The sequence below is a fragment of the Arachnia rubra genome (assembly GCF_019973735.1).
GTDB lineage: Bacteria > Actinomycetota > Actinomycetes > Propionibacteriales > Propionibacteriaceae > Arachnia > Arachnia rubra.
On record NZ_AP024463.1, the window covers coordinates 3,192,437 to 3,217,076 of the forward strand.

Annotated in this window: 24 protein-coding genes and 1 riboswitch; of the genes, 15 read left to right on the forward strand and 9 right to left on the reverse strand. The window is 66.8% G+C overall.

Features of this window, described 5'->3' with window-relative positions; genetic code table 11:
• Positions 1 to 279: 279 nt before the first annotated feature.
• The 3 genes from SK1NUM_RS14520 to SK1NUM_RS14530 all read right to left on the reverse strand — a co-directional run bounded on the left by SK1NUM_RS14520 (position 280) and on the right by SK1NUM_RS14530 (position 3,290).
• Positions 280 to 1,251, reverse strand: coding sequence for a peptidoglycan recognition protein family protein (locus tag SK1NUM_RS14520; RefSeq protein ID WP_212323603.1), 972 nt, complete (start codon positions 1,249 to 1,251; stop codon positions 280 to 282).
• Positions 1,252 to 1,722: 471 nt separating this feature from the next.
• On the reverse strand, positions 1,723 to 2,205 hold the full coding sequence (locus SK1NUM_RS14525; RefSeq protein WP_212323605.1) for an NUDIX hydrolase: 483 nt from the start codon (positions 2,203 to 2,205) through the stop codon (positions 1,723 to 1,725).
• 8 nt (positions 2,206 to 2,213) lie between these two features.
• Complete coding sequence (locus SK1NUM_RS14530) at positions 2,214 to 3,290, reverse strand: branched-chain amino acid aminotransferase (RefSeq protein ID WP_212323607.1); 1,077 nt, start codon at positions 3,288 to 3,290, stop codon at positions 2,214 to 2,216.
• 259 nt (positions 3,291 to 3,549) lie between these two features.
• Here SK1NUM_RS14530 and SK1NUM_RS14535 point away from each other — a divergent pair, with 259 nt between their 5' ends.
• Both SK1NUM_RS14535 and SK1NUM_RS14540 read left to right on the forward strand, forming a co-directional pair.
• Positions 3,550 to 4,377 (forward strand): hypothetical protein, encoded by an 828-nt coding sequence (locus SK1NUM_RS14535; protein WP_212323609.1) that lies wholly within the window; start codon positions 3,550 to 3,552, stop codon positions 4,375 to 4,377.
• 199 nt (positions 4,378 to 4,576) lie between these two features.
• The gene (locus tag SK1NUM_RS14540; RefSeq protein ID WP_212323611.1) at positions 4,577 to 5,878 is read left to right on the forward strand and encodes an MFS transporter; all 1,302 of its coding nucleotides are present in this window, start codon (positions 4,577 to 4,579) and stop codon (positions 5,876 to 5,878) included.
• A gap of 8 nt (positions 5,879 to 5,886) precedes the next feature.
• Here the strand turns inward: SK1NUM_RS14540 and SK1NUM_RS14545 are convergent, their stop codons facing one another.
• Positions 5,887 to 6,867, reverse strand: coding sequence for a ribose-phosphate diphosphokinase (locus SK1NUM_RS14545; RefSeq protein ID WP_212323613.1), 981 nt, complete (start codon positions 6,865 to 6,867; stop codon positions 5,887 to 5,889).
• Between the two features lie 163 nt (positions 6,868 to 7,030).
• Here SK1NUM_RS14545 and SK1NUM_RS14550 point away from each other — a divergent pair, with 163 nt between their 5' ends.
• Positions 7,031 to 7,261, forward strand: coding sequence for a type II toxin-antitoxin system Phd/YefM family antitoxin (locus tag SK1NUM_RS14550; RefSeq protein ID WP_212323615.1), 231 nt, complete (start codon positions 7,031 to 7,033; stop codon positions 7,259 to 7,261).
• 12 nt (positions 7,262 to 7,273) lie between these two features.
• On the opposite strand, the gene secA2 is transcribed toward SK1NUM_RS14550, so the two are convergent.
• The gene (secA2, locus tag SK1NUM_RS14555; protein ID WP_212323618.1) at positions 7,274 to 9,541 is read right to left on the reverse strand and encodes an accessory Sec system translocase SecA2; all 2,268 of its coding nucleotides are present in this window, start codon (positions 9,539 to 9,541) and stop codon (positions 7,274 to 7,276) included.
• Between the two features lie 172 nt (positions 9,542 to 9,713).
• On the opposite strand from secA2, the gene SK1NUM_RS14560 reads away from it, so the two are divergent.
• The 3 genes from SK1NUM_RS14560 (at position 9,714) to SK1NUM_RS14570 (ending at position 12,185) form a co-directional block, all read left to right on the forward strand.
• The gene (locus SK1NUM_RS14560) at positions 9,714 to 10,523 is read left to right on the forward strand and encodes a hypothetical protein (protein WP_212323620.1); all 810 of its coding nucleotides are present in this window, start codon (positions 9,714 to 9,716) and stop codon (positions 10,521 to 10,523) included.
• A gap of 257 nt (positions 10,524 to 10,780) precedes the next feature.
• Positions 10,781 to 11,599: a hypothetical protein gene (locus tag SK1NUM_RS14565; protein WP_212323622.1), complete on the forward strand. Its 819-nt coding sequence runs from the start codon at positions 10,781 to 10,783 to the stop codon at positions 11,597 to 11,599.
• Between the two features lie 103 nt (positions 11,600 to 11,702).
• Complete coding sequence (locus tag SK1NUM_RS14570) at positions 11,703 to 12,185, forward strand: MogA/MoaB family molybdenum cofactor biosynthesis protein (protein ID WP_212323624.1); 483 nt, start codon at positions 11,703 to 11,705, stop codon at positions 12,183 to 12,185.
• A gap of 40 nt (positions 12,186 to 12,225) precedes the next feature.
• Here the strand turns inward: SK1NUM_RS14570 and SK1NUM_RS14575 are convergent, their stop codons facing one another.
• The 4 genes from SK1NUM_RS14575 to SK1NUM_RS14590 all read right to left on the reverse strand — a co-directional run bounded on the left by SK1NUM_RS14575 (position 12,226) and on the right by SK1NUM_RS14590 (position 16,061).
• Entirely contained in the window at positions 12,226 to 13,206 is a 981-nt protein-coding gene (locus tag SK1NUM_RS14575) for a DUF3039 domain-containing protein (protein WP_212323626.1), read from the reverse strand.
• Between the two features lie 43 nt (positions 13,207 to 13,249).
• Positions 13,250 to 13,657, reverse strand: a complete 408-nt coding sequence (locus tag SK1NUM_RS14580) for a helix-turn-helix domain-containing protein (protein ID WP_212323627.1) — start codon at positions 13,655 to 13,657, stop codon at positions 13,250 to 13,252.
• 101 nt (positions 13,658 to 13,758) lie between these two features.
• Positions 13,759 to 14,658, reverse strand: coding sequence for a PAC2 family protein (locus tag SK1NUM_RS14585; RefSeq protein WP_212323629.1), 900 nt, complete (start codon positions 14,656 to 14,658; stop codon positions 13,759 to 13,761).
• A 59-nt stretch (positions 14,659 to 14,717) separates the two neighbouring features.
• Positions 14,718 to 16,061, reverse strand: coding sequence for an MFS transporter (locus tag SK1NUM_RS14590; protein WP_317988065.1), 1,344 nt, complete (start codon positions 16,059 to 16,061; stop codon positions 14,718 to 14,720).
• Between the two features lie 127 nt (positions 16,062 to 16,188).
• Here SK1NUM_RS14590 and SK1NUM_RS14595 point away from each other — a divergent pair, with 127 nt between their 5' ends.
• The 9 genes from SK1NUM_RS14595 (at position 16,189) to SK1NUM_RS14635 (ending at position 24,593) form a co-directional block, all read left to right on the forward strand.
• Complete coding sequence (locus SK1NUM_RS14595; RefSeq protein WP_212323632.1) at positions 16,189 to 16,755, forward strand: hypothetical protein; 567 nt, start codon at positions 16,189 to 16,191, stop codon at positions 16,753 to 16,755.
• A gap of 130 nt (positions 16,756 to 16,885) precedes the next feature.
• A riboswitch (cobalamin riboswitch) is annotated at positions 16,886 to 17,060 on the forward strand.
• Positions 17,061 to 17,103: 43 nt separating this feature from the next.
• The gene (locus SK1NUM_RS14600; RefSeq protein WP_212323634.1) at positions 17,104 to 18,099 is read left to right on the forward strand and encodes an ABC transporter substrate-binding protein; all 996 of its coding nucleotides are present in this window, start codon (positions 17,104 to 17,106) and stop codon (positions 18,097 to 18,099) included.
• 2 nt (positions 18,100 to 18,101) lie between these two features.
• Positions 18,102 to 19,142 (forward strand): FecCD family ABC transporter permease, encoded by a 1,041-nt coding sequence (locus SK1NUM_RS14605; protein WP_212323636.1) that lies wholly within the window; start codon positions 18,102 to 18,104, stop codon positions 19,140 to 19,142.
• Complete coding sequence (locus tag SK1NUM_RS14610) at positions 19,139 to 19,891, forward strand: ABC transporter ATP-binding protein (protein ID WP_212323638.1); 753 nt, start codon at positions 19,139 to 19,141, stop codon at positions 19,889 to 19,891. The genes SK1NUM_RS14605 and SK1NUM_RS14610 overlap by 4 nt, the downstream gene beginning before the upstream one ends.
• Entirely contained in the window at positions 19,888 to 20,574 is a 687-nt protein-coding gene (locus SK1NUM_RS14615) for a (2Fe-2S) ferredoxin domain-containing protein (protein WP_212323640.1), read from the forward strand. Before SK1NUM_RS14610 ends, SK1NUM_RS14615 begins: the two co-directional genes overlap by 4 nt.
• A gap of 74 nt (positions 20,575 to 20,648) precedes the next feature.
• Positions 20,649 to 21,062 (forward strand): hypothetical protein, encoded by a 414-nt coding sequence (locus SK1NUM_RS14620; protein WP_212323642.1) that lies wholly within the window; start codon positions 20,649 to 20,651, stop codon positions 21,060 to 21,062.
• An 80-nt stretch (positions 21,063 to 21,142) separates the two neighbouring features.
• Positions 21,143 to 21,313 (forward strand): hypothetical protein, encoded by a 171-nt coding sequence (locus tag SK1NUM_RS14625; protein WP_212323649.1) that lies wholly within the window; start codon positions 21,143 to 21,145, stop codon positions 21,311 to 21,313.
• A gap of 111 nt (positions 21,314 to 21,424) precedes the next feature.
• On the forward strand, positions 21,425 to 21,868 hold the full coding sequence (locus SK1NUM_RS14630; RefSeq protein ID WP_223927642.1) for an SRPBCC family protein: 444 nt from the start codon (positions 21,425 to 21,427) through the stop codon (positions 21,866 to 21,868).
• 205 nt (positions 21,869 to 22,073) lie between these two features.
• Entirely contained in the window at positions 22,074 to 24,593 is a 2,520-nt protein-coding gene (locus SK1NUM_RS14635) for a sodium-translocating pyrophosphatase (RefSeq protein ID WP_223927643.1), read from the forward strand.
• Positions 24,594 to 24,640: the final 47 nt, after the last annotated feature.

Below are 24,640 nucleotides of genomic sequence, written 5' to 3' on the forward strand. Positions count from 1 at the left end.
ATCGCCAGCTTCCATCTTCCGCTTCTTGGAACCTCGCGTTCCAGTGTCACCGCCAGCTCCCGATGACACCAGAGGCCTTCCCCCTGACTCTCCGGAACACCCCCAGAGGCGGCGGATCAGATGAAGCAGATGCGGTCGCGGTCACGTCGTGAGGCCCGTTCCCCTTGGAGCTCACGCGCCGCGGCAGCTGATCAGGCGACCCGGCTAGGGGCAAGTGCTGGTCTCGTCTTCCAGCCTCACCCCAGCCAATCAAGAGACACTAACCACAGGCAGCGCCTCCTAGAACTTCCCGGAGTTCAATGCCTTCTGCATCTCCTTGATGCAGTCGGATCTCTCCGGAAAGGTTCCATCCAGGGTGGTTCCGTAATGCTGTTGCATCGCTCGGATCGTCTCTGGGCTGATCAGCCCATCCACCGCCACCCCCATTCTCTGTTGAATTGCGCGAATCACCGCCGAACCCGACGCGGCGTCACTGGGTACCCATTCCCAGCCGCTGACCAGCCCCGGATTCGTGGCCTTCCATGCTTGGTTCTGGCCCGAGACCACCCCATCGACGGGAGTGGCGGACAGCTCCTGCAGCCGCCGAGTGGTTGTCGATCCCCAGTAACCGTCCACGGTCAGTATCCCCTGGCCGCTTTCGGCCTTGGGAGTCGACGGCAGGGAAGAGGACCCGGCCGCCAGGACCTTCAACTCCGGGATCTTGTCCATATAGGTACCCGGACAGTCGGTCGAGGAGAACGCCTTGTGCGGCTCCAGCCACAGCGCCCCGTAGCGGCTGCGAAGCCTCGTGACCAGGTCACGGACCCGGTCCACGGTGGCGTCATCCATCTCAGGCCGGCATTCAATGCCCACGCTCTGGGCGTTGATGTCGTAGACACCCGCGTGGAAGGCAGTGTCATCCAGGCTGACGAGCTGGGTGACCCGATCGCCGCTGACCACATAGTGGGCGGAGGACCAGATAGTGTTCGACCCGGCCAGGTGGTCCACGACCTGCTGGTGTGACTGGCCACTGGGCTCACCCCACCAGTGGATGACGATCCCGGTGAGCTTTGTGGCCTCACCGGAGCTGAGGCTGCGTCCCGGCGCATAGTGGACAGCCTGCTGGAAGTCGTCCGCGAAATCCGCGGCATGCGCTGGGACGGTGCCCACCGCCGGGAGCCCGGCTCCTACCAGTCCCAGCATCGAGCCGGATCGCAGGACCGCACGGCGAGTCACCCGGTGGCCGGCGGACCGCGGTGTGACCAGATTCATGTTTTCCCAACTCCTTCCAGCTGAAACGGGCTTGAGGCTCAAACCGAAGCTTCACGACGATGCGGCGAGCGTAACACCCAGGATGGAGTTCCTAAAAGATTCTCAGACTTCCATAAGGGGGTAATGGATTCTGTTCAACCTGATTTCAGAAGCACAGAAAACGATCATCGAACGAGCCCTCCGGGAAACAGAAACGAAGCAAGAGAGCACATTAAAATGGCTCTGACTATGGGTTTTACATGATTCACGGCAGGGCTGCACCAGGCGCCAGGAGGGCAGACAGACCACATCCCACGCCGGGGCAATCAGCAGCCCAGAGGGGATCTAGCCAACCAAAAGTACGACAGGTGACCTTATTTGCGCCGCTAGCTGAGGATTAACTGAGAGCAATCTGAGATACCCCGCCGTCACCCAGACACTGGCTCTCCGGCCAGCGATGACGGTGCCCACGGAAATCCCAGGCAGCAGGGATCAGGGACTCCGCGTGACCGCGACCCCGCCGGCCACCACTGAGCCGTCGCGGTAGGGGATGACGGCGTGGAACTGGGGGCCGTCGTCGAAGACCAGGGGCAGGAAGTGACGGTCGCCCTCCCACATGGGCAGCTCGCCGATCTCAGCCACGGGCACCCAGCGCAGCGGCCCGTCCTCGTTGCGCTCGGGCGGGGTGCCGTCGAAGTCGTCGACGAGGAACACCAGGCCGAACCAGTCGCTTCCGTCCGACCCGAACCCTGGCCAGGAGACGGTGCCCCGCAGCCGCAGCGACGTCGCCTCGATCCCAGCCTCCTCGCGGAGTTCCCGCTTCAGGCAGGTGACGGCGTCCTCGCCTGGCTCCAGCTTGCCGCCGAGGCCGTTCCACTTGCCCTGATGGTCGTCGCCGTGGCGCTGCCGGTGCACGAGCAGCACCCGGCCGTCGCGCACGACATAGCCGAGTGTGCCGATGATGGCCCGGAGCATCTCGGGCCTCAGGCCACGCGATGCATCCAGCCGTGCCGGTCCTCGGCGCGGCCGTACTGGATGTCGAGGAGGTGAGCGCGCAGCCTGCCGGTCTTCTCGCCGGGCTCCCCGTCGCCCACGACCTGCGCCCCATGCTCGGGGGAGTCGAAGCCGGTGATCGGGGTGATCACGGCGGCCGTGCCGCAGGCGAAGGTCTCCGTCACCTGGCCCGACGCAATCCCGTCACGCAGCTCGTCGATGGAGATGGGACGCTCGACGGCCTCCAGCCCGTGCTCGCCAGCGAGGGTGAGCAGCGAGTCGCGGGTGATGCCGTCCAGGATCGATCCGAGAGCGGGTGTGACGAGCTGCCCGCCAGCCGTGATCATCATGAAGTTCATGGTCCCGCACTCCTCAAGCCACCGGTGCTCTGCGCCGTCCAGGTAGAGCACCTGGCCGCAGCCATGGGCAGCGGCCTCGTTGGCGGCCGCGAGACTGGCGGCGTAGTTGCCGCCGCACTTGGCGGTGCCGGTGCCGCCGGGAGCAGCCCGCGTGTAGTTGGGCGTGACCCACAGCTTCACGGGGGCCGGATAGTAGGCGCCCACGGGCGAGGCGATCAGGCCGTAGCGGTAGTTCTTGGCCTCACGTACCCCGAGATAGGGCTCGTTGGCGATCTCGAAAGGCCGCAGGTACATGCTGCGCTCGCCGTCGGGCAGCGGGACCCAGGCCTGCTCCAGGGCCACCAGCTCGTCGAGAGCGGCCAGGAACAGCTCCTGGGGCAGCGGCGCCATCTCAAGCCGCTCCGCGGAAGCGGCGAACCGCGTCGCGTTCCTCTCGGGACGGAACAGCCACACCGACCCATCGGCGTGACGGTAGGCCTTCAGTCCCTCGAAGATCTCCTGGCCGTAGTGGAACACCGCAGCCGCCGGGTGCAGCTGCCAGTCGCCGGTGGGGATGATGCGGGCGTCATGCCACCCCATGCCCTCGGTGTAGTCGGCGACGGCCATGTGGTCGGCGAAGAACTTCCCGAACACCGGATCCGCCACGATGGCGGCGCGCTCGGCCTCGGGCGTCGGATGGTCGGTGCGGTGAAGTTCAAACAGTGGCATGTGCGCAGACTAGTCGACGAAACGTCGCCCAGGACGCCATGACCACCGGCCGGCGGTCATTCCGGTAGCAGGTCCCGCAGACTCCGGCGGGCGGGAACCTCCGGCGGCCAGTGGGAGTTAGATAGGAGTTAGTAACGTGAGAGGAAGGAGCTATTAACGTAAGGGGATACACCAGGGTTCACCCCGACTCTCCCCCGAACTTGACTTCCTGAGAATCCTGAGAGACCCTTTCCGAGTCCATAACCACACAGGAGATGCAATGCGCAAACTCATGACCTGGCTCACCGCCGCCGCGGTAGCCGTCGCAGGAGTTGCCATAGCCGCATCAGCCACAGCCCAGGGTGAGAAGCCAGAGGTCGGGCCGTCGGTGGTGGGCATCCATGCGCCGTGTCCCGTCGCGCATCCCTGGCCGGGCGACGACGTCCCGGTCTCCAAGATCACCAGCCAGCTCAGCGAGACCTTCGGTCTGACCACCGTCGGTGACGGCTGGACCGACGCGAACCGCACCCAGATCCGCGTCGTGTGGCAGGCCCTCGACTCCGTCTCCTGCACCGAGTTCCTGCCTAGCCTGAAGTCCAAGGTCAACGGGACCATCGGCATCAACGCCGGCCCGATCAGCGGATTCGCCTGGGGCGACTGGTCGCTGACGAAACCCGGCTACCTCACCTTCGACTTCACCAAGTGGAAAGAGGCCATCGACCTCGGCGACATCGGTCGGCTGTCGCGCGTCACCATCCACGAGTTCACGCACATCTTCAACGCCGACCGCGACTCGAACCCCAAGTACTGGAGCGACTTCCAGGCCCTCGCAGCCAAGCAGGGAGTCTTCAGCCACTACGCGGGCAGCAACAATCTTGAGACCCTGCCCGAGGTGGTGGGCTATTACGTCGCCCGCTGCGCCAAGGACAACCCCTACGACAGCGGCAAGTTCAACGGCTACTACGAGTGGGTGAAGGAAACCATCTTCGCTGGCCGCGAGTTCGGGCCGGCCCCAGGTACCAAGGCCACCTGCGACGTGACGCAGGAGCAGATCCCAACCCCCAGCCCCTCCGTCCCGGACTGGGTCCGCGCCCTCAGCGGCGACTGACAGCCTCGCCGGTCGGTCAGACCTCCTCCTCGCAGCCGCGCATCTTCCCGTGGCCGTGCACGCCTCATCACGGAACCCCGCCAGCGCGGCGTACCGCCACCGCGTGCCACACAGGTCCCGCATGACTCCTTGAGCGTTTCAGCTGCATCTGCCAGAGCCTCTACACTTTCCGCGAGCACAGCGGACAAGGAGTACACAGGTGGTGAAGACCGGACGACTGGCCTGGCTGGTCTGGGTCATCGGGGTTTTCGCCTACGCGGCCGCCATCATGCAGCGCACCAGCCTCGGAGTGCTGGGCCAGCAGACCTCGGACCATTTCGGGACCAGCGTCAGCATCATCTCCACCTTCGTCATGGTGCAGCTGGCGACCTACGCCATCGCGCAAACCCCCGTCGGTGTGCTGGTGGACCGCTACGGGTCGCGGACGGTAATGATCTGCGGATCGGCGGTGCTGGTGACAGCCCAGACGATCATGGCCTTCGCCGACGTCCTGCCCCTCGCGTTCGGCGCGCGGATCCTGCTCGGCCTGGGTGATGCCTGCCTGTACGGCTCGGTGCTGCGCCTGCTCCCAACCTGGTTCAGCCCGTCGCGAGTCCCGGTTCTGTCCCAGCTGACGGGTCTGTTGGGTCAGATGGGGCAAGTGGCGTCGGCGGTGTTCCTGCTGCCGCTGTTCAACGCCCGGGGCTGGCTGTGGACCTTCCTGGGCGCGGCCCTGGTCTGCGTCGTGGCAGCGGGGGCCACCGCACTGTGGGTCCGCGACGCCCCGCCAGGACAGACGCGGCCCCGGCCCAAGGAGGAGCGCCTGGCGGACCTGCCACGCGGGATCGCGGCGGCGTGGCGGCATCCAGCCACCCGGCTGGGCTTCTGGGTGCACTTCACCAGCGGGTTCAGCGTCAACGTGTTCGCCATGATCTGGGGAGTCAAGTGGCTGGGCCAGGCGCAGGGCCTGAACGAGATCGACTCCGCCTTCCTGTTCAACCTGACCGCCCTCGGGTCGATCGCCTTCGGGCCGCTGCTGGGCTGGCTGACGGCCCGGCATCCGCTGCGCCGCAGCAACCTGGCGCTGATGGTGATCGGAGCCAACATGCTGGCCTGGCTGGCGGTCCTGCTCTGGCCGGGCCGGGCGCCCTGGGCGCTGCTGGTGCTGCTGGCCATCGCGATCTCCGCGGGTGGCCCCGGCACCGGCGTCGGTTTCGACTACCCCCGGACTCTACTGCCCGCCTACCGGCTCGGCGCGGCGAATGGCCTGGTCATCACCGGATCCTTCACCGGCGCCACGCTGTGCCTGCTAGTCATGAGCGTCTTCCTGAGCACGACCAACCCGTCGGGCGACTACACCCCGCAGCAGCTCAACTGGGCCATGGCCCTGCAGCTGCCGTTCTTCCTGGTGGGGCTGGCGGGCATCTTCATCACCCGGCACAAACTACGCACGATGATGCGTCCCCACGGCGTGATCGTCCCCTCCTGGCGGGAGGTGGCCCAGCGGATCCGCAACCACTAAGAGCGACCCTAGAACAGGCCCTCCTGGTCCTGCGGCGGCGCATAGGCGGGGTCGACGCCGTTGAACAGCGTCGAGACGGAGTTCCCGCTGTGGATGCGGGCGATGGCCTCCGCGAACAGCGATGCGACGCTCAGCGTCTTGAGTCCTGGGAAGTTGGCCGGGGCCGGAACCGTGTTGGTGGAGACCACCTCGGAAATGTGGGTGGCGGAGGTGAGCCGCTCCACAGCCGAACCCGTGAACAGACCATGGGTGCAGGCGATCGACGCCTCGGCGCAACCGTGGTCAGCCAGCCGGGAGACGATCTCGACGATCGAGCCGCCCGTGGCGATCTCGTCGTCCAGGACGATGGCCTTCTTTCCCGCGACGTCGCCGACTATCGACGAAATCACCACCTTGTCGTCGGCGAGACGCTGCTTGTTGCCGGCGGCGACCGGCAATCCGAGGAGCCGCGCCAGCAGCGTCGCCTGTTTAGCGTTGCCGAGGTCCGGGGAGACGACGACGTGGTTGCTGAGGTCGCGGCCGCGGTAGTGGTCGGCGATCACGCCGAGCGCGGTGAGGTGGTCCACGGGCACGGAGAAGAAGCCATGGACCTGCGGGGCATGAAGATTCATGGTGAGCACCCGGTCGACCCCTGCGGTGACCAGGAGGTCGGCGACCAGGCGCCCGCCCAGGGAGATGCGGGAGGCATCCTTCTTGTCGGAGCGGGCGTAGGCGTAGTGCGGGATCACCGCTGTGATCTGCGCCGCCGAGGCGCCGCGGGCCGCGTTGACCATCAGCAGCAGCTCCATGAGGTGCTCCTGGGTGGGGGGCACCAGCGGCTGCACGATATAGACGTCCCGCTGACGGCAGTTGTCGAGCAGCTGCGTCTGGAGGCAGTCGTTGCTGAAGCGGGAGATCTTCACGTGACTGCGGGGAACCTCCAGATGGTCACAGATCTCGTCAGCCAGCTTCTGGTGGGCGGAACCGGAGAAGACGACGATGCCTTTCAACAGCATTCTCCTTGTTAGACGGCTCTACGCCCCCACCCTAGTGCCGCGGCCCCTGACGCACCCCGCAAAAGGCATCGCGACACGGTACCCGTCAAAACTGGTGACGGATCCGTCCAGGTCGGCGCACGTCGGTCGTCGCGACCGCGCCACTACACTTGCCCACATGACCATTATGGCAGCACGGGAGCTACAGGATCGCACCAGCGACGTCCTTCAGCGGGTGGCTGCTGGGGAGATGATCAACATCTCTGTCCAGGGTGAGGTGGTCGCCGAGCTGCGCCCACCCGCCCGCCGGCGCCGTGCATACCTGACCCATAAGGAGCTGGACCAGCTCTTCTCTCGCCAGATCCCCGACGACCACTTGGCAGAGGACATGGAGTGGATCCGCGTCTGATGGCCTGGGGTCTCAGTCCTTCGACATCAGGCGGCGCAGCGAGCGTCCGATCCGGGTGAGATCGCTGCCCAGTTCGTTGTCGGTGACGGTGTATGCCCAGGTGGCGCTCGGGATCCTGGTCTCCAGGGATTCCAGGTCCAGTCTCCCGTCGACGACCGGCGCGTCCAGGAGGGTGGCGACGGCGTCGTCGAGGATCTGCTCAGCCAGCCCCTGGTAGGCGGCGCCCATCTCCTTCTCGAACTCGGACAGCGGATCCTCCCGGGCCAGTGCCCGCAGGTGGATGCCCTCGCGCAGCTCGGCCGCATGTCCGAGATGAGCACTCCAGGTAGCGTCGATGGCAGCGACCAGCGCCAGGCGCGCGGCCGCCTCTAGGGCGTCCTGCCCGACCCGCTCGCCCAGCTCCGCGATCTCCTCCCCGGCATGCCCGGCGAGGCGCTCCAGGGCCGCCGGACCCTCCAGACAGGTGTCCCGCACCCCCGCCAGGTGAGCGCGCTGCACGCGCAGCAGCTCCCCATAGCGCCAGGACAGCCACCTGAGGCTGCGCTGGTCGCCGTCGCTGACCCGCTGGGCATGGTCGATGACCCCCAGCACGCGGCGGTTGGCGCGGTTCTCCTCGACCTGGCCGTCGCCATCCACGCTGGCGGGCTGCGGATGGTCGGGGTCGTTGTCGGTGACGAGACGGTCTTCCAGGCTGGCGAGGAACACCGACTCGCCGGGGTCGCCCTGACGTCCGGCCCGGCCACGCAGCTGCCCGTCGAGGCGGGCGCTGGCGAACCGCCCGACCCCGACCACCAGCAGCCCGCCCGCGGCGGCCGCGTCCTTGGAGAGCACCACGTCGGTGCCGCGCCCGGCCATCTGCGTCGAGACCGTGATCCGGCCCGCGCTCCCGGCCTCCGAGATGATCGCGGCCTCCTCGGTGGCGTTCCGGGCGTTGAGCAGGACGCAGTCGAGCCCGACCGCGCGCAGCAGCCCCGCGATCCGCTCCGATTCGCGGACGCTCTGGGTGGCCACCAGCACTGGCCTGCCGTCGCCGCTCGCCTCTCCCACGAGGGCCGCGACGGCCGCGTCGCGCTGGTCGGAGGTGGCGTAGAGCCGGGTGGGCTGGTCGTCGCGACGGCAGGGCAGATGCGACGGCACCACCACCGTCTGCACCCCGTACAGCGACTCCAACTCCTCGTCGGCCGCGCGCATCGTCGCGCTCATCCCGACGAGCTGTTCGTAGCCGCCGACCAGTTCCGCGACGACGAGCTGGTCCAGCACCTGCAGCCCGGGGGCGGAGCCGAGAGCCTCCTTCGCCTCGACGGCAAGCTGCAGCCCGTCGGGCCAGCGCTGCAGCCGGTCCACCCGGCCCCGCGACCCGCTGACCAGCCAGACGCGCCCGTCAGCGACGAGGTAGTCGATGTCGCGTTCCAGCACGGCGTGGGCGTGGAGGGCCAAGTTCAGGGAAACCAGGAACTCGGAGTCGGTGCCAAACAGGTCCCGTCCGGGATGGTCGGCCTCGACCCGGCGCAGCCCGGCGTCGGTGAGGTTGACGGTCCGCCGGTCGGGCGCGACGACATAGTCCTCGCCCGCCTCGAGGCCCCGCACGTAGGCGGCGAGTGCCACGGCGTGCTCGTCGCGGTGTGGTTCGGCGTCGGCGGCCAGGACCAGGGGCACGCGAGCCTCGTCGAGCAGGACCGCGTCGGCCTCGTCGACGAGCACCACCTCGCGTCGCGCCCCGGTGCGGCGGTTAGGGTGCGTGGCCAGGCGGTCGCGCAGCAGATCGAACCCGGCCTCGGCCACCGAGGAGTAGGTGACGTCGGCGCCATAGGCGCGCTGCCGCTCCGGCAGGTCCTGGCCGGCCTGCACGGCGCCGCAGGTCAGCCCGAAGCCGCGGTACAGCGGACCCATCCAGTCGGCGTCGCGGGCGGCCAGGTAGTCGTTGGCGGTCAGGACATGGACGTGACGGCCCTGCAACGCCCAGCCGGCGGCGGCCATCGCCCCGACCAGGGTCTTGCCCTCCCCCGTCGCCAGCTCGATCGACGCTCCCCGCAGCAGCGCGGCCGCCGCCTGGTACTGGTTCGGGAAGGGCGGCAACCCCAGTTCCCGGCCGGCTGCCTCGCCGACGGCGGCCAGGAACCCGGCCAGGCTGGTGTCGCTGCCCATATCGAGGGCCGTGAGATCGGTCGGCGGGGTGGCCGGCATGGCGTCCACGACCCGTTTGAGGCGTTTGAGGCGTTTGTCGTTGGCGGAACGCCACATGGACTCGCGCAGACGGTCGGCGACGGATGTGAGGGGCACGATGACTCCTGGGTCGGGTGTCATCCAGCCTAGGGCGTGGCGCGCATGTGGTCGGGGAGGAACCCGACGTGGACACCCCGGGGCCGCGTCGCCTCACGGGGAGTGGAACATTGCTCGTGTTACGGTGAATTCACTTCTGTATCCAAACAGCCGTCAGGAAGGACTTCCCCGCATGTCGGACTCACTCTCCCGTCGCGCCACCATCGGCCTCATGGCGACCATCGCGTCCGGGGCCCTGCTGCATCATCAGTCTCAGCAGGCTACGGCAGCCACGCCGAGCACCCCATTCACTTTCACCGCATCCAACGGCTCGAGCTCCGAGTGCAGGTTCTACTCCGCCGGCGCGGCCAAGGCCGGGCTGGTCGTCTACCTCGACGGCGACGGCCAGCAACTCCACGACCAGGACCACGACGGCGACAACCCGAACTTCCCCGGCGGCCTGGCCGGCCCCGGCAGCATCGTGGAGGCCGCGCTCGCACGAGGCCACGACGTTCTCTCGGTACACACCCCAAGCGCAGACGGCATGTGGTGGCACACCGACCACAACGCGAAGATCACCTACCTCAACGAGCTGCTCCAGCACGTGCGGACCACGTACGGAGCAAACACCGCTGCCCTGTGGCTGGTGGGCTACTCCGGAGGCTCGGAGTTCATCACCCGGTACTTCTTCCCCCACCGGGCCAACGACATAGAGACCGGCGGTTTCCTCGTCTTCGGCGGCGGCGACGCCCCGGGCCCGGAGTGGACCGGATCCTTCTCCCAGTACGCGAAGTCGAATCTGTCGCTGAACCTGGTGACGGGGGAATCGGACCGCACCGACGACTACGACGCCCTGGGCGGAGCCCAGGAAACAGCCGCCTTCTACCGGTCCGCGGGATTCGAACACGTGTGGTCGCACTGGCCCCGGGAACACGACCACACAACCATCACCCACGAATTCGGCACCTACCTCGGCACCGTGATCGACGCCTACGACGAGTAGTGAGACCTCCCCAAACAAGCGGCTGAAAAGCGCCAGGAGCGGTGAACCGACCCCGTGTTAGCGTGAAGCCAATAACTTCAGTCAGACGGTTCCGCGGATGGTGGGAAATGGAGCGGGGACCGTCGTGGGGCACACCAGTACAGACAACGCAATGGGACCGCACACGGTCCCTGTTCTTGGCATGCCACCGGGACGGTCGTAGCGACGCGCGACCGCGTCCGCAGGAATCTCAGGGGGTCGAAAGGAAGGTTTTGTCAATGTCAGCTCATCTCTCACGTCGCGCCGTCACAGGCCTCATGGCGGCGACTCTCGCCTCTGGCGCGTACCTGTCGCAGACGGTCCCCAAGGCCTCGGCCGCGGTGAATAGCACATCTTTCACTTTCACCGACTCCGCCGGCACGAGTTCCAGCGCCCGCTTCTACCCGGCCGGTTCCGTGAGGACCGGGCTGGTCGTCTATCTCGACTGCAAGGACCATCCGCTGCACGACCAGGATCACGACGGCGACAACGCGAACCTGCCTGGTGGTCTGGCCGGCCCCGGCAGCATCGTGGAGGCCGCCACCGCGCGGGGTCTCGACGTCGTCTCGGTACACACCCCCAGCACGGATGGGTCGTGGGTGACGACCCCAAGCGGTGTGAAGATCACCTATCTCACGGAGCTGATCCAGCACGTGCAGTCCGCCCATGGAGCGGATCCGGCGGTCCTGTGGCTCGTCGGCTACGCCGAGGGCGCGGATTTCATCACCATGGATTTCTTCCCCAAGTACGCCAACACCATGCAGGATGGCGGTCTCCTCGCCCTCGGTGGCGGCGACGCGCCCACGCCGCCGCCGATCTGGGGCGACGATCTCTCCCAGCACGCGAAGTCAACCCTGTCGCTGAACTTCGTGACGGGCGAGAAGGACGAAACCGCCTACAGCAACGCCATCAACAGCGCGAAGCTGGGGGTCGGCTACTACGAAGCCCTGGGTTTTGAGCATGTCTGGTCGGAATGGCCTGCGGGGCTTGACCACGACTCCCTCGTCCCCGAGTTCGGCGCCTACCTCGGTAAGGTGCTCGACGCCCACAAGGGCTGAGCGAGGACTCTCCGGGATGTCTTTCCCGGGAATCGGCGAACCCGGTTCCCGGGAAGGACCCCGGCCCGGAGAACACCGAGGCACAGGAGTTACGATTTCCCGCATGTTGGCCGCAGTGATCACGTGTTCGGACCGAGCAGTCTCCGGGGCCTACTCCGACCGTTCCGGTCCGCTGTTGCGGCAGGCCCTGGACGCTTTGGGGTTCGAGACCCGCGACCCGCGGATCGTGCCTGACAATCTCGTCATGATTCGTGCCGCAATCCGGGAGGCCGTCGCTTCCGGGGCACGGGTGGTGCTCACCACCGGCGGCACGGGCGTCGGACCGCGCGACGTCACCGTCGAGGCCACCCTCGACCTGCTCGCCTGCGAACTGCCCGGAATCATGGAGGCCATTCGCCGTCACGGCGCCGAGAAAACCCCCCGCGCCCTGCTGTCGCGGGGCCTGGCGGGGGTGGTGGAGTGCGCCGGGACCCGCGCGATCATCATCAATGCGCCCGGTTCCGAGGGCGGCGCCTCCGACACCATCGAGGTCGCCGGCCCGCTGCTGCAACACCTCGTCGAACAGCTCGACGGCGCCGATCACTGATCTCGCGTCGGGTGGGAACAATTTCCACCACCACGATCTCTCACGCTGGCGGAAATTGTTTGCGGCGCCAAGCGCACTCCTCGCACTCGGGAAGAGCATCGGGGTCGGTCAAGGGAACGAAATACACCCCGCACAGGGAACGGACCGCCCTCCCGTCCACGCTGGCATCGCCGATGTGACGGCGGTGAACGCGGTGAGCCACGTGGCCACGGTCAGAATCCAGCAACCGGCGTTCCCGGGATGCGTCACGAAGCCGTTCGATCTGACGAGCACAGTGTCCGGATTCCTCCATAGCCGAGTAGATTCCCCCGGCAAGGTCCCATTCCTGCTCAGGAGGCGCGATGCTGATCAGAAGACGCCGTTCCATGACGTAAGCGAGATGCGTTCCCTGTCGGGTGTTGTTGATGAAACTCAGCACAAACTCCTCGATACCGTCCCCGGTGATGAACTCCAGTTCGACCTCAGCCAACGGAATGGTCTTCGTCGGATGCGGGACCACCACACGGTGACACTCGTGATGCAACGCCCCCGCCAGCAAGTCAACGGCCAATGCCTGCACCGCGAGTTCCCAATCGGTGAGGGCCCTAGCCGCAGTCTCGCGTTTCAGTAATCGGGCGTCTTCGTCCGTTGGAAGCAGCGCCTTTCGTCCTCGTTCCGTGTCACATTGCCGTTCCAGCCGCTGATAGAAATCCTCGTGATCCCGGTGCCCGCCCTTGGCGAGCCCAGCAGCCACCACCCACTGCACTCCCTCCGGATCGAACCACACCCCGGCACGCCACTGACTGGCGCGCACCTTCATCAGCCGAAGATCGCGAGAACACTCAATGATGCGATTCGCTACGGGCTCCGCCTCCGACAGGGAGCGCGATTTCACGAGGATCGGGTGCGAAAGCCTGGACAGGGGCTGAACGTCATCCCATCTTTGCTCGGTGATCGCCCGCTTCTCGTAAGGATCCGGCCACCTCTCCAAGAGTTCGGCGAGCAGCCTCAGGGTGGGACGGGCGGTGGGGTCGTGCTGCACGGGACACACCATACGACACGCTGTTACTCCTCGGCGGTGAACGTCACAGTTCTGTCTCAAGCTCATCGACGGCACCGCGGCGAATGGCCTCGGCGCTGGCGAAACGTTCGGCGAGCGCGCGGCGCTCCTCTTGGCGACGCTTCTCGAAGGTGACGACATCACGCCCGGAAACACGGCGGTCACGACCGACACGATGGGACGGGATCTGCCCGGAATCAAGGAGCTTGTACAGGTGAGTTCGGCTCATCCGCAGGCGTTGCGCGACTTGAGCGGGCGTGTAGTCGGTATCCACGTCGAGCAGGGCGACGGTGCCGCCGGATTCGAGTGATCCGGTGAGCGCGAGCAGAAGATCGCGCAGGGCGCTCTCCTCCAGGCCATCCACGAACTCGGACAGCGCAGCGAGTGTTTGCTCGTCGACTGCGGACGGCTCCACTTCAAGAACATCAACCACGATTCACCTCTTACCTGCCATACATGAAACATATGTCACAGATGACACCACGTGTGCAGAAGTATGCTACCCAACAAATCACCCGCAGCCAAAGACCCGGCTCACTCCCCCATGGTTGGGGGCTGGTTGCCTTCGTCGCGCTGGGCGAGGAAACGCTCCACCGCTGCCGCTATCTCGTCAGCGGAGGGCAGGTCCTCACTGGTGGGTTCGGTGTAGCGGTCGTACTGTTCCTCGAGTTGGCGCAGCAGCTCGCGGGCGGTCTCGTCGCCCCGGGTGTCGGCCTCGATGGACATCAGATTGGCCTCGGCGGCCAGGTCGAGTTCGTCGGTCGGCAGCGCGAGTCCCGTCACCTCCACGTAGCGGTGGAGGATCGTCGCGGCGGCCTGCGTGAAGGAGGAGTTCGCGAGGTAGTGGGGCACGTGCGCCGCGACCCCGTAGGCGTTGATCCCAGCCGCCCCCAGATGGTATTCGAGGTACGCGGAGAAGGAAGCCGGGATCTCAAGACGATCGATCCAGCGGGGGTTCTGCTGACGGAGCGCCGGATCGGTGGAGTGCGTCGCGAGGGGCGTGGGGCGGGTGTGCGGGAACGCCATCGGCATGCCGTAGCCAGTCAGCAGCATCGAAATGTCGAGCCGCTGGAACAACCCAGCCAGCTCGTCGCGGAACAGCTGCCAGCGATGATCAGGCTCGGGACCACGCATCACGAGGTACGGCGACCCGTTGGCGTCGCGTGCCAGATGCAGGTTGAGCGCAGGCTCGTCGATCGACGACCAGTGGTCGCGGTCGAACACCATGACGGGACGGCGCGCCCGGTAGTCGTGGACGAGATCCATGCTGAAGGCCCCGAGCAGCTGGGACTCGGAATGCTCCAGCAGGGCCTCGATCAGCGTCGCGCCGACGCGCCCCGAGTCGATGAAACCGTCGAAGAAGTAGAACAGCGGGGGCCGCGACCCCGCGACTGTGCCCCACAGGTCTTCATTGATGGCAAACCAGTCGGACATGCTTCCAGCGTAACCGGTGGAGGCCACAAGGTCCCGCAGCGACGAATGGGGTTGCGCGATCAGCTGGTCCCGGACGGCTGGTCCCCGTGCGCGGCGACGGTGTGCCCGTCGCCGCGGACGGGGATCATGACGGCCAGCCCTGCGGCCAGCACCAGCACGATCCCGAGGATGCCGAAGTGCACCGCAGACTCCCCGGCCGGCACCAGGAAAGTCCCCAGCCACAGGAACAGCACCCACATCGCCGACGACAGAAAGGACACCGCCCGTCCCGTCGTGGCGTACAGGCCGAACACCTCACCGGAGTGCCCCTCGGGGATGGTCCGGGCCAGGAAGGAACGCGACGCCGACTGCGCGGGTCCGACGAACAGCGTCATGGCGAGGCCGAATACCCAGAAGACGACCTGCCCCTGGTCGTGGAGCGCGAAGATCGCGGTTCCCAGGCCCACCAGGGCCCCCAGCGAGATCAGGATCACCCGTTTCGGCCCGATCCGGTCGTCCAGGAACCCGAAGGCGATGGTGGCGAGCCCCGCGATGACGTTCGCAGCCACCCCGAAGACGATCACACCGCCCGTGGTGAACCCGAACACCCGCCTGGCCAGCACCGCACCGTAGGTGAACACGCCCGCCAGCCCGTCGCGGAACAGCGCGGAGGCCAGCAGGAACCAGATGGTGTGGGGTGAGACCCGGTAGATGCCGATGATGGAGCGCACGAGGCTGCGATACGCCTGCCCCAGCGACTGGCGAGGCGGCGCGCCCGTCGCGGGCCGGTCCTTGATGGCGATGAAAAGCGGGATGGTGAACAGCACCGTCCACGCCCCGCACAGCAGCATGGAGTTGCGCACGCCGGTGGCGTCGATGTCGGTTCCGGCCGCGGCGACGATCAGCAGCAGGATCGCGATCCCGCCGAGGTAGCCCATCCCCCACCCGAACCCGGAAACACGTCCGACGGTCTCAGGAGTGGCGACCTGGTCGATGGCGGCGTAATAGTTGACGTTCGCCACCTCGGCTATGACGTTTCCCACCGCGAGCAGTACCAGTCCCAGCCATAGATACTGCTGGCCGGGCGCGACGAACCACAGCGCCGCCGAGACCACCGCCAGGGCCCAGGTCTGCCAGCGCAGGTGGGTCATGCGCCGGCCGGAGCGGTCGGAACCCTGCCCCAGGACGGGTGCCAGCAACGCGATGAAAACCCCCGCGACGGCCATCGCGACACCCAGCATCAGCGACGGCCCGTCGTCGCCCTCGCCGGCGCCGAAGAGCGACCCGGATGCGATGTAGGCGCTGAAGACGAACGTGGTGATGACGGTCGCGAACGGCTGCGTGCCCCAGTCCCACATGCACCAGGCGAGGACCCGCCCCCGGCTGGCAGACGTGGCACTGAGGGCAGTCCTGGATTCACTCACGGCACAAACGTAGTAGCTGACGACGGGTTGAGAACAGAAAACCAGCCCATGCACGTCAGGGATAGATAACCTGTCACGAGAGCGGGGCTGGTGTTTATGAGCTGAGAGTATCAGGAGGGAACGGGCAATGAAAGCACGCTTTAGGCTGGCCGCAAAGAACATCACGGCAGCTCTCATCGCCGGCGCGGCCATAACCGCCACGGGATGCTCTGCCAACGCTCCGGAAGATACGAAAGACGAGACGAAACAGGTCTCCGTCACCCGTACGAAGACCTATTCATCCCTGGACGAACTCAACGCCGATAGCACACTCATCGTCACCGGTACCCCCACCAGCCAGGAAATAGTCCAGGATATCGATCCTGATATGGACTTCACACTCAGCACATTCGAGGTCCAGTCGACGCAGAAAGGCGAGGCATCCGGTGTCATCACTGTGCGGCAGACCGGATCCACACGCCAGACACCGCCCACCGGACTCCTCGGTGTGGGGCAGCGATACCTGCTCTACCTCACACCCAGCGGCCTCTCAGGCGAGCAGGCATCGCAGTTCTATGTGACAGGCATGAACGCCGGCATCTACAAAGCCGCAGAAGGCGCTCAAACAGGCGGGGAGACATCCAGCGGCTCGACCTTCACGCAGGCAGACCCCGACCCCGCCGACAAACTGCCACCACACATCGAGATCCCATAACCTTGCGACGCCGCGCGGGCAACCATCGATGGACGGCCCACACCGGCAAGCAATCGCCGCATCCCGGATTCTGCGACTCCAAGGCCTTGTCAAGCTGGATTGCATGATAGTGGTTGAAGCTGGAAGCGGCTGCTATGGTTCCCCCGTCGGTGGCGCCCCCAGGCGCCGGGGAACCCGGTGAAAATCCGGGACTGACGCGCAGCGGTGAGAGCGACCAAGCGGACATATCCACTGGGGAGACCTGGGAAGGCGTCCGGGCAGGGATGAACTCAAGTCCGAAGACCAGCCGACGTCTTTAAACCATGTTTATCCATGCCTCGCGAAAAGGCCTTAGTGGAAAGAACGACCATGCGTCTTCGTGCCCGCCTGACAGCCGGAATCATGACCGCCGGCCTCCTGCTGACCGGCTGTGTCGGTGCCCCAGCCACCAACACCAGCTCCCCCGCAGCCGACTCCAGCTCAGCCGCCTACACTCCCGTCACCATCACGAACTGCGGTTTCGAAGCCACCTTCAACGAGCCCCCGAAAGCCGCCGTCAGCCTCAACCAGGGAGCAACCGAGGTGATGCTGGGACTCGGCCTGGAGAAGCAGATGGTCGGCACCGCCTACCTCGACAACGACATCGCGGAACGTTGGAAGGCCGCCTACGACTCCGTGCCAGTGCTGTCGGACAAGTACCCGTCGAAGGAAAAGTTCCTCGAGGTCAAACCGGACTTCGCCTATGCCTCCTACACCTCCGCGTTCACGGAAAAGAACATCGGGACCCGCGACGAGCTGAAGAGCGAGAAGGTCGGCACCTATCTGAGTCCCTTCGGCTGCACCAACGAGGGAGACGGGAGCATCCCCGCCACCATGGAGGCCGCCTGGGGTGAGGTCACCGACGTCGCCAGGATCTTCGGGGTGGAGGATCGTTCCACCAAGCTGATCGAGGAGCAGAAGGCCAAGCTCGCAGAGCTGAAGCAGAAGGCGGCGGGCAAGGACAAGAAGGTCCTGTGGTACGACTCCGACGAGAAGAGCCCGTTCGTCGGCGGTGGCGCCGGCGGCCCGCAGATCATCCTCGACACCATCGGCGCGACCAACGTCTTCGCCAACGTGCCGAAGGGATGGGACAACGTCTCCTGGGAGGACGTGATCAAGGCCGACCCCGACTACATCGTCTTCGCCGACGCCTCCTGGTCGACGGCAGCCAGCAAGCAGGCCTACATGGAGGCCGATCCGGCGCTGAGCCAGTTGAAGGCTGTGAAGAACAAGGCCTACATCACCGTCCCCTTCTCGGAGTCCACACCCGGTATCCGCTTGGTCGATGGCGCCGAGAAGGTCTCCGAGCAGATCGCCAAGAGCTGACGGTGAGTCGCTGGCTGGGGGTCACGCTGCTGGGCGTGGCCCTCACCGTCGTGATCCTCGCGGCGGCGACGGTGGCCCTCGGGGTGGGCTCGGCAAGTCTGTCCGTGGGTGACGTCGTCGACGTGATCCTGCGGCGGCTGGCGCTGATCCCCGGGGAGAATGTGACGGTGGAGGCCGACCGGATCGTGTGGGAGCTGCGGATGCCGCGGGTGCTCGGCGCGCTGTCGGTCGGAGCGGCGCTGGCGATCTGCGGCGTGGTGCTGCAGTCGCTGACCCGCAACGAGCTCGCCGACCCCTATCTGCTCGGCATCTCCTCCGGGTCCACGGTGGGCGTGGTCGCGGTGATCGTGTTCGGTCTCTCCCTGCCCCTCGTGCCGGAGTCGCTGACCCTGACGGCCGCGGCGTTCGGCGGCGCGATCCTGGCGATGGTGCTGGTGCTCGGGCTGGCGACAGGCCGGTCGGGCGCCCTGCCGCCGGGCCGCACCATCCTGGCGGGCGTCGCCGTCGGACAGCTGTGTGCCGCCTTCACGTCGCTGTCCATCATGGTGTTCGGGGAACGCGACGTCTCCCGCATGGTGATGAACTGGACCCTGGGATCGTTCGCGGGGATGCGCTGGCCCAACGCCACAGTCATGCTGTGCTGCGCCATCGCGTCGCTGCTGGTGCTGCTGTTCGCCACCAGCACCCTCGACGCCTTCGCCTTCGGGGAGACCTCAGCCCGTTCGCTGGGCATCAACGTCACCCGGGCGCGCTGGATCCTGCTGATCATCACCGCGCTGATCACCGCGGCGACGGTGGCCGTGGCGGGACCCATCGGCTTCGTCGGGCTCACCATCCCGCACCTGGTGCGGATCGCCACCGGGCCCGGGCATCGCACGCTGCTGCCGCTGACGGCGCTGGCCGGGGCGGCCCTGATGCTGGTGGCCGACACCCTGGCGCGGACGCTGCGTCCCAGCACGGAGATCCCGATCGGCGTGATCACCGCCACCATCGGTACGCCCGTATTGGTGTTCCTGCTGCGCAGGCAGGCGGGCAAGGCATGATCCGCCTGGAGGAGGTCGCCTGGGATGTGAGTGGGCGCCGGATCGTCGAGGACATCTCCGTCGGCTTCGCAGCCGGTGCCATGACGGCGCTGGTCGGCCCGAACGGCTCCGGCAAGACGACCGTGATGCACCTGGCTGCCGGGCTGCGGAAGCCCGCTTCGGGGAAGGTGCTGCTGGGCGACCAGCCCATGGACACGCTGTCGCCCCGCTCACGGGCCCGGCGGATCGCGCTGGTGGAGCAGCACCCAAGCACCGACCTGGACCTCACCGTCCGCGAGGTGGTGGCGCTGGGACGGATTCCCCACGTCGGGGCGTGGCCCGGGGCTAGGGACCGCGGCAGGGACGCGATCGACGAGGCCATGGAGGTGGCGGCCGTGACGCAGCTGGCCGCCAGGCGCTGGCAGAGCCTCTCCGGCGGCGAGCGGCAGCGCATCCACCTGGCGCGGGCGCTGGCGCAGCAACCCGAGATCCTGTTGCTGGACGAGCCCACCAACCACCTCGACCTCAGCCACCAACTGGACTTCCTGGAGCGGGTCAGCGGCCTAGGGCTGACAGTCGTCGCCGTCCTGCACGACCTCGACCTGGCCGCGGCCTTCTGCGACGACATGGTCGTGATGCACCAGGGCCGCCTCCACTCCCAGGGCACTGTCGCCGAGGTGCTGACCACCGAGCTGATCGACGAGGTGTTCGACGTGACAGCGCGCGTCGAGGTCGATGACCGCCGGCGGGTCAGCTGGAGCCGGCGATGAGGACCGTCCTGGTGGCGCTGACGCTGGCGGACGCCAGCCGCTGGCCGGAGCTGGCGGAGTCCGCCAGCCGCCTGGGTGGCGTCGCGGCGGTGCTGCAGGGCGAGGGACCCGGCCTCGTGGACCAGCTGGACGCCCTGGCCGCGACCGGGACCAAGCCAGTGCACCTGATCGGCGTCACCTTCGGCGACGACCTCGGCCCGGCATCCTGGGTGGGCCGGGTGGCGCGCTGGTGGCTGGACTCGCGCGGACCCCAGCTGGAGCTGTGGTTCTCCTCCCGTCCCCTCCGGGGCCTGCCTGAGGTCCTGCCCGATGCCGGCAGGGCACGTCTCCTGGCTCCCCGCGACTCCATGACCAATCCCGACTGGGAGGAGCCACCGCCCGTGGCGCGCCAGGTGCTGGTCTGCCGCGGGGTGCGCTGCAACGCCAAGGGAGCCGCGGCGACGCAGGACGCCCTCAAACGGGCCCTGGCGGAGGCCGGCGCGCTGGACGAGTCGGTGCTGGTGACCGTCACGGCCTGCTGCTACCCCTGCAACCGGGCGCCGCTGGTCGTGGTGCAGCCTGATATGCAGTGGCTGGGCCCCGTCACCCCGGACGACGTCCCGGCCCTGGTGCGGCAGCTGACCGGGGCGACGAACGGACAAGAGCCGGCCGGCGGCGCGCCGGAGCCCACGCAGCCGGCGTGACCACATCCACAAAGACGACCGTATTGACTGGGTTGGCACATCGATCCGGATGAGCACATCGATAAGGTGTCGGCATGGATGAGCGGGAAAGACGCCGCAGCGACGCACTCACAAGAGCCGAATTGGCCGAACAGGCCGCACAACGCGAGGCCGCACAGGCGCAGATCCTCATCGACCGTTTCGTCGCCGATGCCATCGCCGCGGGACTGGAGCCGGTGCCTTTGAAAGCGAGAACCCTCGACGGTCATGTGGTGAAAACGGATCGCCGCGGATGGTATCTGCGGCGTAACCATTCCATCGCAATCGACACTGAGGGCGGATATCACGTCCTGAATGTCTCCGGAGGCCTACTGGCGCGGCTCCGCGGCGTGCGGCTGGAGGCGGCCAGGCCCTCTCTGCAGGTGGGCCGGGGAGGCCGGGACGGGGAGACCGGCGACCTCAGGGAATTCCTCGCCTGGGTGCTGGCGGGGAAAGTCCCGCAGGACTAGTGTCGTGCGTCGCAAATCCGCTGATAGGAAGCCGATAGGAACCAGCCGGCTCACGACGCCCAGGCAGCATCCTGGCCGCGGTGAAAACCCAGATCCGCCGCTGCGCCTTTGCCGGCGGATATCGTTTCCACCGCCTTTCCCGGACGGGTGAGGAATCCACAGAAATCCGGCTTTCCCACAAGACCCTGTGGAAAACTTTCTGGAAAAAAGATACTCATCCGGACGTCCACGCGAAGGGCAGCGCCAGGTGACGAAAAGCTGGAGGACGGCCCCTCCCGGGGCGGCGGCCCCTGGCCCGCCTGGCCGAAAGTTGGCTTTTGGCCGCGCCCTCTCCCGCATCGCGCCGGGTGCTACTAGGCTGGATGCACCGGACGCCAGAGGCGACGCCCGACGAGATGAAAGGCATCATCATGGAGACCACGGAGGTAGTAAGCGAAACCAGAAGCGTGGCGGTCAGCACAGTGGCCCCCGCACAGTTGGAGGCCATCTGGAGAACCCTCATGACGCCTGCGGGAGCGCAGGCCCTGCTCGGCCCAGGCGGACAGCTTGGGAACAAGGGGGAATCCTGGAAGGCTGACGACGGCACCTACGGCATCACCCGTAGCTTCCATCCCAAAGAACAGATCCGATTCTCGTGGCATGCCGCCGACGACGCGCCCGCGACGCTCGTCGACATCCGGATGCGCTCCGTCGACGGCGGCACCGAGCTGACCATCGTCCACGACCACCTCCCGGCCAGCGCCGACCTTGAGGCCCTCCGCTCCCGCTGGGAGACCACCTTGGACAACCTCATCGCGGCCTCCTGAAAGCAGCACCCAGCACTCCCTAGCAGCGACGGCCCAGCCCGCGGGAAACCCCCGGCTGGGCCGTCGCGTTGTCCCCGGGACGGACTGCTCCCAGATTCCCGCCAGATCCTTGCCGCACCACCCTTCCGGCACGAGAGGGCCAGGCGTAAAGTGAACTGAAAAAGCTGGCGACGTAGCCAGAAAACAATGATCGCTAGGGAGCATCATGACTGAGCAACCGCAGGAAGCGGTGACAGCAACAGAAGAAAAAGTCCTATGCGCCGCGACGGGCAGCGCACCCGTGCGGCGCGGCCTCACCCGGTTCCTCGGAGCCGCGGTCGGTGTGCTTTCCCTGGCATCTTGTAGTTCGCCCTCCGGCGGCCAGTCCGGAGGGCACGCAGGCGGTGAGGCGAACCTCCGGCTTCCCGACCTCGGTTCCGTCTCCTTCCTCGGCCTGCCCGGCAATGTGCTGCTGGGGCTCGGACTGGTCGTGTGCGCTCTCGGCCTAGCCTTCGGGATCATCACGTACTCGCAGCTGAACCGCATGCCCGTGCACCGGGCGATGCGGGAGGTCTCCGAGCTGATCTACACCACCTGCAAGACCTACCTGAGGCAGCAGGGCCGGTTCCTGCTGCTGCTGTGGGCGTTCATCGCGACCATCATCGTCGTCTACTACCTGTTCCTCGTCGACTTCGGGGTGGGCCGGACGGCTGTGGTGATCCTGTTCTCGCTGATCGGCATGGGCGGCAGCTACGCCGTCGCCTGGTACGGCATCCGCGTCAACACCCTGGCCAACTCCCGCACCGCGCACGCCGCGATGTCCGGGAACCCCTACCCCTGCCACGACATCCCGATGCGCTCGGGGATGAGCATCGGGATGGTGCTGATCTCCGTCGAGCTGGCGATGATGCTGATCATCATGGTCTTCCTGCCCGGGGAGATCGCGGGCTCCTGCTTCATCGGCTTCGCGATCGGCGAGTCGCTGGGGGCGTCGGCGTTGCGCATCGCGGGCGGCATCTTCACCAAGATCGCCGACATCGGCGCCGACCTGATGAAGATCGTCTTCAAGATCAAGGAGGACGACGCCCGCAACCCGGGTGTGATCGCCGACTGCACGGGCGACAACGCCGGTGACTCCGTCGGCCCGTCCGCCGATGGCTTCGAGACCTACGGCGTCACCGGGGTGGCGCTGATCACGTTCATCCTCCTCGGCGTCTCCGACCCGACGGTGCAGGTGCAGCTGTTGGTGTGGATCTTCGTGATCCGCGCCGTGATGGTGGTGGCCTCCGGTATCTCGTACTTCATCAACGCCGCCGTCACCCGGCTGCGCTACCGGGGTGCCGACGAGATGGACTTCGAGGCACCCCTGACGTCGCTGGTGTGGCTGACGTCGCTGCTGTGCATCGCCTGCACCTTCGGCACCTCCGCGGCGCTGATCGGCGCTCTGCCGGATGGGCTGTGGTGGAAGCTGTCGCTGATCGTCAGCTGCGGCACCCTCGCCGGGGCCCTGATCCCGGAGCTGGTGAAGGTGTTCACCTCCACGAACGCCCGCCACACCCGCGAGGTGGTGGTCTCGTCCAACCAGGGCGGGGCGTCGCTGAACATCCTCTCCGGGCTGGTTGCAGGCAATTTCTCGGCCTACTGGATCGGCCTGGCGATCACGGGCCTGATGGGCCTGAGCTTCCTCATCTCGCTGCAGGGACTGGACCAGATCATGCTCGCCCCCGCGGTGTTCGCGTTCGGGCTGGTCGCGTTCGGCTTCCTGGGGATGGGGCCGGTGACGATCGCCGTCGACTCCTACGGCCCCGTCACCGACAACGCCCAGTCGGTGTTCGAACTGTCCACCATCGAGGAGCTGCCCGGCATCCACGAGGAGCTGGAGCGCGACCACAAGATCAACGCGGACTTCGAGCGCGCCAAGTACTTCCTCGAAGCCAACGACGGGGCGGGCAACACGTTCAAGGCGACGGCGAAGCCCGTGCTGATCGGCACCGCTGTCGTGGGCGCGACCACCATGATCTTCTCCATCATGATGGGACTGACGTCGCGGCTCACCGAGAACCTGCAGAACCTGTCGCTGCTGCACGCCCCGTTCCTGCTGGGCCTGCTGCTGGGTGGCGCGGTGATTTACTGGTTCACGGGCGCCTCGATGCAGGCTGTGACGACCGGCGCCTACCGGGCCGTCGAGTTCATCAGGGAGAACCTCCACCTCGACGGGGAGACGAAGGCCTCCGCCGAGGACTCGAACAAGGTGGTGACGATCTGCACCCAGTACGCGCAGAAGGGCATGTTCAACATCTTCCTGGGCGTGTTCTTCGCCACCCTGGCGTTCGCCTTCGCGGAACCGTTCCTGTTCATCGGCTTCCTCGTCGCGATGGCGCTGTTCGGGCTCTACCAGGCGATCTTCATGGCGAACGCGGGCGGCGCCTGGGACAACGCCAAGAAGCTGGTCGAGGTGGACCTCGATGCCAAGGGCACGCCGCTGCATGACGCAACGGTCGTGGGCGACACCGTCGGCGACCCCTACAAGGACACCTCGTCGGTGGCACTGAACCCGGTGATCAAGTTCTCGACGCTGTTCGGACTGCTGGCCGTCGAGCTGGCGGTCGCGATCTCAGCCCAGGGCTCGGCGCTGCTGTCCCACGTCCTGGCCGCGGTGTTCCTGCTGGTCTCCGCGTTCTTCTGCTACCGCTCGTTCTACGGCATGCGGATCGGCGAACGCATCGAGGACCTCAAGAGCAGCTGACACCCAGATGACAGGAGACGGGGGCCGGAATCTCAACACCAGCCCCC